The following is a 13,012-nucleotide window of genomic DNA, read 5'->3' as shown; positions in this document are numbered from 1 at the left end:
CAGACAGATGACGACGATCTCCAGGCCCGCCCAGGCGGTTGCCCAGCCGGAGCAGCGAGAAGAGGGCAAGACCGAACGCCCGAAGAGTCCCACGAGAGCGGCATTCGCCGCGGTGACTGCCCGGGTCGAGGCGGGCACACCGTTATTGGTGTGGACGGCTGTGATCCGGCTCGCCACCGCCCTGGCCGACTACATGCTCGTCATGGTCACGGCTGTGAGTGTCATTCCGATGATCGGGGCGTACCTGCATCAACGGTCCGGCACGTCGCTCGGCAGCCCCACTGCCAGCGCGACGATCGCAGTCTGGCTCGTGCCGTTCCTGTTCGTCGTCGTCGCGCTCGCCGTCGCAGAGATCTCTTTCATGCGCTGGCTGTGGCGGGCCGGAAGCGGCCGGATCGCCAGCCTCAAGCACGCCCGGCGCAGCGGACCCGAGACTGTCGCCAGCGCCGAGACTCCTCACCGCGACGGACGGGCCACCCGCAAGAAGCCGGCCAGGAACCGGAGATGAGTCGACAGGAGCTTCTGACATGAGAATCGCAGGACTTGCCATGAACGACGTGTGGGCGCATCGCGTACTGCGCGAGCGCGGCGTCGAGACCACACGGACGGAGAAGATCGACGCGGATGTTGCCGTGTTCGTCGAATCCATGGAGCTGAAGCACCACGGCCCGGAGAGAAACTACCGGCCATACCTCCACCTGCACGGCGAACTACGCTCGGTGCGTCCACATCAGCAGTTGCCGTACGACGTCGACGAGGTGACGTTCCCGATCGGCGGCAGCGAACCGGTCGACGTGTTCTACGAGTTCGACGACCAGCAGCTCGTACAATTGGCCCGGAAGGGCTACTTCTCGCCGGAATTCACCCTCCCCGAGCAAGTCACCGGGATCAACTGGGAGCTGCCCGCCACCATCGATGCCCTCGTGCTCGCTCCGGCCGGAGACACAACGCTCGTCGCAACGCCCGAGAGCGCCCCGGACGTGCCCGTGGTCTTCGTCCGCGTCCACGGCCTCGGCAGCCTCGACGTCGATCTGGAGTCCTCCGGCTACGACATCACGGAGTACTTCGCCGATCACAGCACGACGGCTGGCCCGCGCCAGGACCAGCACGTGGTCAGCCAGACTGGCGTCAGCGCTCGCTCCGACGCATTCACGCCGCTGTTCGACGACGCCGACTTCGGGCAAGCACACACCCCCACGACCCTGGCGCGACCCGGAGCAGAAAACGACACCGGGAGCCCACTGGCGACACGGATGCAGGCGGTCGCTGCCTCCCTGGACGCCGAACAGGCGCAGCTTCGCCTGGAGCGCGAGGAAGAAGCAGGCACCCCCGAGAACGTCTACCGCTCCAGGATCGCCGGCTCTCTCGAGGAGACCAGCGCCACGGCCGCCATCGACGAGGGACCCGAGCCGGTTGCATCTCTCGACCTGGACGGCGAGACAGCCGAGAAACTGCCGATCGAGCCAGTCCACACCGAACCGCCCGCCGACATGACTCGCCTCGACGAGCTGAGGCGCCAAGTGATGCTGCGCGCTGCTGACCTTGACCCCGGCGAATCAGGATCCGTTCCGGACCACCAGGTCTGACATCGGGCCGGCACAACGGCGCGGTGGACGGCGAGGAGCTTCGTCGCCGGGATGGCGGCCGCCAAGGACACCAGGGGGGACGGGTATGGGCCTGAAGCAGGACGTAGTGATCGTCAACGAGTTCTCGATCAAGAATCCGGACGGCTCGGGGTCGCGGGGTGCGACGCCGGGCAGCTACGTCGAGCGCTACATGGCGCGGGAGCAGGCAACCGAGTCGCTGGCACCGGTACAGCGGCTGCGCACCGACGACTTCATCGTCCGCTACATGGCCCGGGCATCAGCCGTCGACCATGCCATATCGCGCGAAGCGGCCAAGAACGACATGCGCCAGGCGCAGGGCGCCGGCGGCGTCGCCTTCGGCTACAGCTCGGTGTCCTTGTCCGACGAACAATTACGCGCGGCCAGCAGAGACATCCAGCACCACTTCGAGGCCGGCCACACGGTCCTCAAGACGGTCCTGTCGTTCGATGAGGCCTACCTGAAAAAGCACGGCATCCTCGATCAGGATTTCCACTGCCAGGCACGAGGGGACTACCGCGGCCACATCGACCAGATGAAGCTGCGTCTGGCGATCATGCACGGACTGGAACGGATGAGCTCAGGCAACAGCGGCTTCGACGATCTGCGCTACGTCGGGGTCATCCAGGTCGACACCGAGCACGTGCACTGCCATCTGGCCATGGTCGACGCCGGGACCGGCACGGTCACACCGTCCGGAACTCAGCGGGGCAAGCTTCTGGACCGGCACAAATCCAGGCTCCGCCGCGGCGTTGACGCCTGGCTCGACGAGAAACAGACGATGGCGCACCTGTCCAGCGCCGTGGGCTACGAGCGGCGCAACGTCACTACCTTCATCAAGCGCTGGGCACACGAACGGATGCGCGACGAGGCACTCCCCCAGTTCCTCATCGCGTGCCTCCCAGAAGACCACCGGCTCTGGCGTGCCGGTAGCAACGACCGCCGCATGCGTAAGGCGAACCGGTTGGCCACCGAGCTCGTCACCGAGCAGCTCGAGCGCCCCGGCTCCCCACTGCCGCAAGCCATGGAAAGGATCGTCGACTACGCCAACCAGCGCCGCGCGAGCGAATCGCTCACAACACGTGAGTGGCAACAACTGGTCAGCCGCGGACGCACCCAGATCCTCGAGCAGGCGGTCAACGGCGTCTACCAACTGGTGCGCTCGCTTCCTGCCGATCAGCTGCGCATCCGCACGCCCATGCTCGACATCATGGGCCTGGACTACGAGCAGCTGACCGCACTGGCTCACGACCGCGCCCCTGACAGCGGTCCCGAGGAGACCGACCTCGTCTCGTTCGCCTTCCGGCTGCGCAGCTACAACTCCCGGCTTGAACACCACCGAGAGCGCGCCTTGGCCTACCGGGATCTGGCCCGGCAATGGGAGAAGGCCCAGGCGGTCGGTGTCGCGGCCGAGGAATCGCGCCCGCTGTACGACTTCTACCGCTTCGAGCAGGAGTATCACCGCAAGCTCACCGCCAAGTATCGGCACTTCCTGCCGTTCGTCGGCGACACGAGCGCGTGGTACGAGCAGCACAGGCAGGTCTCGGACTACGGTCAACGGCTCCTGTCACTGATGAGCCTGCGCAGAGATGCCTCGTTACAGCGGATGAAGGACGCTCAAGAGGCAGAGCGCCTGGGCCACGAAATCTACGGGCAGCCCGGAGGGCGTCTGCTCACCGAAGGCGCCGCGGGCCGGACCGTCCTCGACCACCGGATCCGGACGATGCAGCGGGCGTACGACGAGCGTCTGGACGGGCTGCGAGCCTCGCTGTGCGGATCAGGGCTGGTCTTGGTCACCCTGAACGCCGCCGACGGGCCCGCCGGGGTAGAGATCACCCGAGGCGCGGACTACGACTTCGACGAAGTCAGGTCGCTCGACCTGCACCACCTCGGCTACGACTTCTTCTCCGACATCACGATCGGGGCCCAGGCCCGGACAGGATTCACCACCGCGGCTGCACAGCGGCGGCGGCTCTTGATCGCGGCTATGGCCTACCTGGACAACTCTGGGCAGGCACGAGCGATCACGGACCTCCCGGTCGACGACGTCGCGGCCATGACCAAGCTCGCCGCACAACTGGCACGGTCTATCGACTCTGCCGGCCAGAGCATCCTGCCGAGCCGGTTCGCGCAGCTGCGCACCCAGCAAGACCTCACCCACCGCCGGACCACCTCGGCACTCGACGCCGCCCTCGTCATTCGTCTCCAACACCAGATCGATCGGGTCGTCCTCGAGGCCGGCGCGCGCTCAGGTCCTGACTCCCCCGATCCTCACGAATCCGAGGCGAACCGCGACACCTAGGCAAGGTCCGACACGCCCATCATCCATTAGATAATCATTAGATCATCATTTCGACTTGTATTAATGACTATCTAGATAGTAATCTGTGGACGATTCGCGGGCCGGGTCTCGTACCCCGCAGCGGATGTTGCCGATCCAGACCGACTCGTGGTCGAGCCGGGCAGAAACAGGGAGAAGAGATCATGGCACTGCTCAAGGGCAAGGGCGCGATGACCGGCGTCAACCTGCTGGCCAAGACTTACAACAACAGTGCGACGAAGGACGGGAAGACGCGTTTCATCGACGTCATGGTGGATCACCGCGACCCACGTGGGCCGGAGCAGACGAACCTGCACCTGGTCTCCGCGCCAGTGAAGGACGAGGACGGCAAGAGCCGGTTCAACAACGGCGCGCCGTATTCGAAGGGACAGTTCGTCGAGATCGTCGACGCGGCCGGTCCCAACTCGGAGCCGATCATGAACAAGGACGGCCAGGAGATCGGCCGGGTCTATGCAGTCAAGGCGAACGTGATGCCGTCGACCAAGGGCGCCGGGCTCGTTCTTAACTCGAAGTCGCTCACCCGGTCGGACTTCAAGATCGACGACAAGACGATGGACGGTCAGTTCGCATCCATGAAGGCGGCCAAGAAGGCCGCAGGCACCACGGCCGAGCAGGAGGCTGGGACGCCGGTCGCCGGGGCACAGGCCGCTGCGGAGCACGGCGACGTACCACTGTTCGAGGACAACGCGACGCCGGCGAGAACCGAGGAGCTCGCGGTGGGCTGATCGGGATCAGATCAACCACCAGGCCCCGGCAACCGGGGTGAGCTCATACGGTCCTTGCATCGCCTCGACCAAGGTGGTGCGAGGACCGTGCCATGACTGCAGCGGAGGGAGCAGGCCATGTTCGACGGTCCCCGGCTGAACGAGGGCTACGCACTACTTGCCCGCCTGTCCAGCCCAATGAAGCCGCCAGAGCGCGAGATCGTGGGCCGCGAGTACGAGATGACACAGTTGCTGGCGGCAATGAGGCGCGCCGAACTGTGCAACGCTCTGCTGCTGGCTCCTGCCGGATCCGGAAAGACCGTGCTCGTCCAGGGCATCAGTCAGATCGACACACAGCGGCTGTACCTCGAAGTCGATCCGGCGCGAATGATCTCCGAGGCCGGCGACTCCGACCGCATGGCCTCGACGCTCAAGGGCTTCTTCGACGAGGCCGAACGCTTTGCCTGCGACGAGAACCGTGAACTGGTCCTGTTCATCGACGAGTTCCATCAGATCATGCAGTTATCGGATGCGGCGGTCGAGGCGATCAAGCCTGTGCTCGCCGCTTCAGGAGCCCGAGGAATCCGGGTGATCGCTGCCACCACGTACGAGGAGTTCCACCGCCACATTGCGCCGAACCAGCCACTCGTGGAGCGGCTACAGCGCATCAATCTCGCTCCACCGGACGAGGCGACCACGGTGAGGATTCTCGAAGGCATGGCCGAACGCTACGAAGTGGCCGATCAGTTCCACGGCGACCATCTCTTCCGGCTGATCTACGAGTACACGCAGCGATATATGCCGGCGAGCTCGCAGCCACGCAAGTCCATCCTGGTGCTCGATTCAATGGTGGGCTGGCATCGGCACACGAACCGGGCCATCGACAAGCGTCTGCTCTCGGACGTACTGATGGAGTCGCTGAACGTCAACGTCGCATTCAGGGTCGACGGCACCATGATCAAGCAGCAACTCGACGAGAAGGTTTACAGCCAAGACCTCGCCACGTCGGTCGTTGCACGGCGGCTGCAGCTGTGCGTTGCGGATCTGAACGATCCATCACGGCCCATGGCATCCATGTTGTTTGCCGGGAGCACCGGTGTCGGCAAGACCGAACTGACCAAGCAGCTGGCTAGGCTGCTGTTCGGCGACGATCAGCGTCACCTGATCCGGTTCGACATGACCGAGTTCGCCTCGGACGACTCTTTCGGGCTGTTTCGCTCCGAGCTCACCAAGCGGGTCTGGGACCTGTCCCACTCCGTGCTGCTGTTCGACGAGATTGAGAAGGCCTCGCCGATGGTCACGCGCGTCCTGCTCCAGGTACTCGACGACGACCGGCTGTCCGACGACAACAACCGCGAGGTGTCGTTCCTTAACACCTACATCGTGCTCACCACGAACGTGGGCAACGAGATCTTCTCGACCATCGCGCAGTACGAGCCGGACGACACCGGCTCGGGCAAGAAGCTCAGTGAGTACGACAAGCTGATCCGGCGGTCGATCTCGACCACCGCGGGCGCCGGTCGCCTTCCGCCCGAGCTGCTGGGCCGCATCGACGCGATCGTTCCGTTCCAGCCGCTCTCGCTGGAGACACAACGAAAGATCGTGAAGAACAAACTGTGGAGCCTGGTTGAGGAGGTCCGGGTCAAGCACAACGCACAGGTCGTCATGTCCGAGCGAGTCCTGCAGTACCTGGTCGACGACAAAGGCGACTCCGACTCAGACGCCGGCGGCGCTCGAACGGCGGTCGCGAAGCTGACCGACGAGGTCAGCACGGAAGTGGCGCGCTTCGTCAACGAGCACCCCACCGAGCGCCGGCTCCGCGTCGACGTCAAGGGCGAGCTGGCCAGCGATCACAAGACGATGCTGATCTCAGACGGCCACGTCGTGGTCTCCGCGATGAGGTAGTCCCTCCACTATCCACAATCCTTTCTGAATGATCTATCAAATGATCATTGAATGGTATCTTCGAGTGGTGTTGCATCGACCTCCTGGTAGACGAGGCAAATCGGGCTATAGATCGAAGGGACCCATTGGTGTGAGCATCCTGACAGGACCCAAGCATGCCGTTCGGAGGAAGGAACGGCAGAAGAAGCCGGATGAGCTGCTGTCGTCGGTGGTCCGGGAGACCGCCGTCCCGGCGGCTGTCGAGTTGCTCCGCGGCAACGAGCGTTTCGGTTTGCCCAGCGGGACGGCATGGGTGGTCCTGGTGCTTGCCGCAGAAAGCATTGGCGGCCTGAGCAGGCGTCACGGCCGTGACGAGGCCAGGGGCTCCATCATCGAGCTGATCGAGAACGATTCGATCCGCACGCTAGCGACCGGCGACATGCTCGACCAGCAGATCTTCGGGATCATCCCGACGGGCGGGACGCTCGAGCGTATGGACGAATACGGGCTGCTCACCACTGCGGATTACACCTGGGCAGTGGTCTACCAGCGCGGCGGCCAGGGCCTTCAGGTCGACCTGGCGGCGGCAGCAACCTTTGCTCAGGCGCAAGGAGTCTCCCAGGGCCGGGTCGATCTCAAGGACGCGGTCGGCGCCGAGATGTGGGCGCGGCACAGCGGCGAGGCGAACATGGATGCTGGCTTCACCGAAGCGGCCGCTGACGCCGAGCTGGCTGAGGTCGCGGTCGAGCCGAACGAGAGGTCGTTCGACGACGGCGACCCACTGTTCGACCAGGAACCGGTATTCGGCACCGACCCGGACGACGATCTGGACTTCTCGACCGCCTTCTCCGACGACGAGGGTCTCGACTCGCCGTCCTTCGACGAGCACGGCTCCCAGGAGTTGGACGGGGTCATCGGACCGGACGATCCGGAGTCCGGCGGCGAAGGGTTGGATCAGCCCACAGAGCAGTTGCCCGCCGCGCCGGTGGCGAACCAGTTCCAGGTGCGTGGAAGCCTGGCTCGACGGTTCCTCAGCGAGGACCTTGACCTGCAGGTGACGCTGGACGAGTTCACAACGTCGTTCGGCGTCGGCGCACTGACCGTTCAGATCGAGGCACCACAGGCTGCGACCTCGTGGCTCGGCGATCAGGTCGCGCAACTAGTTCGGCAGGCTAACGCGCAACTGTGGCAGTTGCACGCCGACGGTCAAACGACGCTGCAAACGCAGTTCGTCACGCTCATGAGCCTGCACGCAGAGCAGGTGATCCGCGAGGTCTCCATCGATCGTGAGGGAAGCGTCTACCAGGGGCTGGCCGCCGGGGCGCGGGCCGAGTACCGCGATGCGCTGGCTGCCAGGGAGGACAAAGGCCGGCAGGCTCAGGCCGAGATCACCGAGGTCTTCGAGGCGGCTATCGCCCGGGTCGGTCAGCAGGCGGCCGCCCAGGCCGAGGCGCAGTACCGCGAGCGGAACAGTCCACGGATCCGGCGCGAGCAGCTCGATGCCGTGGCGGCGATCGAGGCGAAGGTCGAGAACGATTACGACTACACCCGCCAGGAGATCCTCGGTCTTCGCCGCAAGGATGCCGAACGCAAGATGGCGATCGGCATGACCCGGGTATTCGAAGTGCTGGCCGAACGTCAAGCCGAGGCTCTGGCGGCCGAACGCGCGCTGCTGGTGCGCCTGACGGACGAGATCCAGTCGGTCATCGACGAGAACCGCAAGAACGACATCAGCCGCGCGCAGGCGCTGGACGCTGAGCGAGCCACGGTCAACCGCATCGGTGAGCTAGAGAGCGAGCACGCCGAGGCGATCGCCCGGATGCGTGCTGAGCAGGAGGAGCAGTTGCGCCGGGCCGAGGAGGAGTTCGAGCGCGCGCGTCACTCCACCATCGAGCAACTGCGTGCCCGGGACGAGGAATGGCAGCACCGCCTCAACCTGGAGAGCGAGAAGACGACGTCGCAGACGAACCGGGTGAGCGATCTGCTGCTGCAGATGGACCACATGAGCGAATCGTTCGGTAAGCACTACGACGCACGGGTCAATGAGCTGCAGGCAGACCGCCAGGCCTACATCAACGATCTGGAGCGATCGAACCTGATGCAGTCGCGGTCCAACACAGCACTGATCGCGATGGCGGCCGTGCTCGCACTACTCATGCTGGCGGGCGGGTTCGTCATCGGCGCGACCCTGATCTGAGCGCATCGCGGGGCAGCAGCCGATCGCAGAAAGAGGCCAGCGGCGTACAGGGGATCACCCCCGCGCCAGTGCCGTCATCGACTTTTCCGGCAACACAGTGAGGACGAGGAGCGCACCAATGGCGCGAGGGAAGCGGAAGGCGTCGCGGGCGAGGGCGAGCGGCTGGGACAAGATCTCGGCCCGGGGCTCCGGGCAGACGCTGTCACATCGCGACGTGCACGACCGGCAGCAGCTCGACCGGGGTCAGCTGCAGGCCAGGCGATCGAAAGCACCCGGAATGGCCGGCGCGATCATTGCCGGCGCGATCATCGCCGTCATCACCTGGGTCCTCTATTCGGTGATCGCCTTGGTCGTCCTAGGGCTGGGAAGCACGATCTCGAACACCGCGAATGGCGACCGCCCGCGTGAGAAGTTCTACATCAAGTCGACCCGCACCGCCGAGGGCGGTGCCGCCGAACCCTGCTACCAGCAGCTCGACAAGGCCGGGCAGCCCACCGGGAAATGCTATCCGGACCTCGCCGACGTTCCTGTGCCGCAGTGGTACACAGCCAAGCAGCACGACGCGAAGAAGCAGGGAACCGAACCTGCCAGGACGACGAATCTCAGTGCGCAACTCACCGACGTATCCGGACTGAAGCTGTTCGTCTCGCTGGGGACGGGGCTTGTGCTCGGCGTCGTGCTGGCCGCCTGGGTCTCGAAGCGGGTCGACGCCGCCAATCTGATGCGCGACACCTCCGACATCAACCAGTACGAGAACGACCAGCACATCGCGCTGCCCGAAGAGATCCAGCGCAAGTTCGACTGGTTCCCCGATGCCGGCGCGCACTCGGGTGTCCAGGTCTCCTCGATGATCAGTCACATGATGCTCCAGAAGAAGGGGCTCAAGATGATCGCGGTGTCGCGTCGCGCCGCCGCGGACGTCGTGGACGAGGACGGCCAGCTCGTCTACTACGCCGGTGAGGCCATCGACGACGACAACGGTGAACCGGCCATCGACTCGCTGCCGATCATCGACGAACAGTTCGGCGACGACCTCTTCGACACATCCGGACTGCCGGCCGACAAGAGTCTGCGGAAGAAGTACTCCACCACGGTGATCCCGTACAACGGGGACGGGAAGGACCGCGGCAAGCTCGGGCCTTACAAGACGGTCGCCGACCTGATCAACGACGATTGGTCGTTTCCTGCCTACGAGGTCCAGCGCCCGGGCGGGGCGTACATCGTGGACACCGCACCGGTGAACACGATGGTGCTGGCGATCACCCGGGCCGGCAAGGGCCAGACCTACATCGAGCCGATGCTCGACATGTGGTCGCGCGAGAAGCGCCCGTCCAACATGGTCATCAACGATCCCAAGGGCGAACTGCTCGTGAAGAACTACGTCCCGTTCGTGACCCGCGGCTTCGAACCGGTGCAGTTCAATCTCATCAACGCGATGAAGACCGACATCTACAACCCGCTGGGCATGGCCGCCGACGCGGCACGCGAGGGCGACTCGACCAAGTGCGCTCTGTACGTCGAGAACATCGCCGATGTCTTCTTCCCCGTCGACGGCGGCGAGGACCCGGTCTGGCCGAACGCGGCCAACAACGCCTTCAAACGCGCGGCCTACGGCCTCATCGACTTCTATCTCGAAGAGGAACGCGAGCTGCGCGACCATGCCGCGGCGACGCGCATGGATCCCGAGACGCTGGAAAGGCGCCTCGACGACATGTGGGGGCACGTCACCCTCTACAACTGCTACCAGCTCTTCGTCCAGCTCACGAGCAAGAAGCTCAAGAACCCTGAGGCCGAGCTGGAGAAGAAGGTCAAGGCCGGCGGATTCGAGAACGATGAGGCCGGCCTCGAAGCGGCCCGCGACGACGCCGAGCGCCAGGCGTTCCTATGGGAGGGCAAGGCCGAGCAGGACATGCTCACGCTCTACTTCAACGCAACCGAGGCATTGCCGACCAACACCATGCGCACACTCATCGGCAACGCCAACAACGCGCTGCGGGCGATGGCGGGCGCCGAGAAGATGCTGGCGTCGGTGTACGGCATCGCGATCACGGCCATGAGCTTCTTCACCGACCCCACGATCTCGACCCTTACCTCGGGCAAACCCTCGCAGAACACCGACCTGGGCGGGCTGTCGTTCCCACGCAGGCTGGGCGTGCGCTTCTCGATGAACTACCTCAAGCGCGACCACCTCATCGGCCAGCAGGCCATGTGGTCGGCCTATGCCGACCCAAAGTTCACCGAAGCTCTCGGCGAGGACTTCGACCACTCCGACATCGTTTCGCGTGAAGGCTGGGCTCGGTACTACTTCAAGGGGAAATTCCCGACCGACGAGGCCTGGCTGAAGCTCGAACTGGTGAACCCACAGTCGAAGATGCTGGTGCGCACCTTCTACTTCCACTTCAAGAAGAACTATCAGGTCTCACTCAACGGCCGGCACTACATCGCCGAGCCCGTGACAGGCAAGAAGATCGTCAAGAACGGCGTGATCCGCGAGCTCCGGCCGGTTTCCCCAGACGGCATGAGCGCCGCCGCGATCACCGAGTACCAGCCGGCCGACACCACCTATCCGCAAGACCGGCTCGATCTCACGGCATCGGGCGCGCCGGAGAAGGTCAGGGGTCATGCACGCGCGATCACACAGACGATGGTGCGCTACTCCGAGGCCCCGAAGGCCGTGTTCCTGGTGACCCCGCCACACCTGATGAAGTACGCCAAGCTGATCTTGATCCTGATCAAACAGCTGGTCGATCTGAACTTCGACAAGTCGTACATGACCAAGAGCAACCAGAAACCGCTGTACAAGACGCGGTTCATGCTCGACGAGCTGGGCAACCTGCAGTCCGACGGCAACGGCATCGCGGGCTTCGAGACGATGCTGTCCATCGGACTGGGTCAGGAACAGCAGTTCACCTTGATCCTGCAGACCCTGCAGCAGCTGCGTGACGTCTACGGAGAAAGCGTCGACAAGATCGTCCAGGGGAACACGAGCAACATCGTGTTCCTCAAGTCCACCGACGATTCGATGATCGAGACGCTCGAGAAAATGAGCGGGACCACGCACAAGTCCTACATCGACTCCAAGCAGATCAGCCAGGACCTGGACAAGGTCGTGGGTGGCAAGACCGAGGGCCGCGTCTCCTACACGATGAACACCAAGGAGGAGCCGCTGATCAAGTACAACGACATGGCGTTCATCTCCGATCGCAACTCGATCGTCTTCCGTGCGGGCGACCCACCGGTCTGGAATCGTAACGAGACGATCCTGCCGATGTCGTGGCGGCTGTTCGAGGACGCGATCATCCACCCCGGGCACCATTACACGCTCCAGACGATTCCGACGCTGAGCTCGGCGTTGGACTTCGACGTGCGGATGAACCAGCCGGACTTCCGCAAGATGCTCGACAAGCGGATGAAGCAGGCGATCCAGTCCGGCAGCGCGAAGGACGTCTACCAGGAGAGCTACGGCTACGCCGACGTCGACATCGCGCGTCTCGATCCGGACATCTACTCCGACGAGGTCATGGAGATCGTGCAGATGAAGGTCAACGTGGAGCAAGGACGCGACCCGCACGCGGTCCGCGAGGTCGACGCCGATGACCTCGATGTCGCGATGATCTACGACGACGACCAAGTTGTCGACAACGTCGAGCTCGCCGCGGAGGTCGCCCAGCGCGAGACAGCCGCCGCCGCGCGCCGCCGGCTCATCTATGCCGAAGCGACGATCAGCCAAGACATGCTGGTCAAACCCGACGGAACTGCACGGGTCAAGAGCCTGGACCGGCAGCTCACCGAGGCGTACAAGTCAGCGCTCGTCGAGCTCCAGCAAGACCGGGACCACTTCTCCGTCGGCGGTGACGGAGAACTACGCAGCGCCGACGGGTCGCGGACCTACATCACGCCACTGCGCTCGTCGACGTTCGCCGAGGCTGCAAGCAAGCTCAACAGTGCGGCCAGCAGCGGAGACTCGCGGGTCTTCTTCGACAGCGAGTTGTGCGCAGAAGACCTGCAGTCGCTGGCAACGGTAGAGATCTCAGCCGACTTCTACCGATTCCTGGCTTCCCTGCCGACCTGGGAACACCTGGCTGGCGGCGCGTTCGATCGCGCCATGGCAGTCGAGATGCTGGACAGCTGAACCGGACCCAGCCTCCGCCGTCCCCGGTCGGCCGCTGCCCTGCCTGGAGGTGTGGCGCGGCCGACTCAGCTTTTCGATGACCATTGAATGATTATCATGAATAATGATCTACTCTCTATAGAATGGTTATGTGCCGATCACTCCTGCGGA

General features: G+C 64.3%; 7 protein-coding genes. All 7 read left to right on the top strand.

What is annotated here, in order from left to right; all coding sequences use genetic code 11:
- Positions 1 to 7 precede the first annotated feature (7 nt).
- The 7 genes from ACFCV3_RS32475 to ACFCV3_RS32445 all read left to right on the top strand — a co-directional run bounded on the left by ACFCV3_RS32475 (position 8) and on the right by ACFCV3_RS32445 (position 12,862).
- Positions 8 to 508 (top strand): hypothetical protein, encoded by a 501-nt coding sequence (locus ACFCV3_RS32475; RefSeq protein ID WP_376036484.1) that lies wholly within the window; start codon positions 8 to 10, stop codon positions 506 to 508.
- Positions 509 to 527: 19 nt separating this feature from the next.
- Complete coding sequence (locus ACFCV3_RS32470; protein WP_376036483.1) at positions 528 to 1,586, top strand: hypothetical protein; 1,059 nt, start codon at positions 528 to 530, stop codon at positions 1,584 to 1,586.
- An 85-nt stretch (positions 1,587 to 1,671) separates the two neighbouring features.
- Complete coding sequence (gene mobL / locus ACFCV3_RS32465; RefSeq protein WP_376036480.1) at positions 1,672 to 3,906, top strand: relaxase MobL; 2,235 nt, start codon at positions 1,672 to 1,674, stop codon at positions 3,904 to 3,906.
- Positions 3,907 to 4,088: 182 nt separating this feature from the next.
- A complete protein-coding gene (locus tag ACFCV3_RS32460) occupies positions 4,089 to 4,670 on the top strand; it encodes a hypothetical protein (protein ID WP_376036478.1) in 582 nt (193 codons plus the stop codon).
- A gap of 117 nt (positions 4,671 to 4,787) precedes the next feature.
- Positions 4,788 to 6,554 (top strand): AAA family ATPase, encoded by a 1,767-nt coding sequence (locus ACFCV3_RS32455; protein ID WP_376036475.1) that lies wholly within the window; start codon positions 4,788 to 4,790, stop codon positions 6,552 to 6,554.
- A 28-nt stretch (positions 6,555 to 6,582) separates the two neighbouring features.
- Positions 6,583 to 8,730, top strand: a complete 2,148-nt coding sequence (locus tag ACFCV3_RS32450) for a hypothetical protein (RefSeq protein WP_376036472.1) — start codon at positions 6,583 to 6,585, stop codon at positions 8,728 to 8,730.
- Positions 8,731 to 8,848: 118 nt separating this feature from the next.
- On the top strand, positions 8,849 to 12,862 hold the full coding sequence (locus ACFCV3_RS32445) for a type IV secretory system conjugative DNA transfer family protein (protein WP_376036470.1): 4,014 nt from the start codon (positions 8,849 to 8,851) through the stop codon (positions 12,860 to 12,862).
- The last annotated feature ends 150 nt before the right edge of the window (positions 12,863 to 13,012 follow it).

The organism is Kribbella sp. NPDC056345, assembly GCF_042262745.1.
In the GTDB taxonomy this organism is placed as follows: Bacteria; Actinomycetota; Actinomycetes; order Propionibacteriales; family Kribbellaceae; genus Kribbella.
This window is presented reverse-complemented; position numbering and strand designations above follow the sequence as displayed.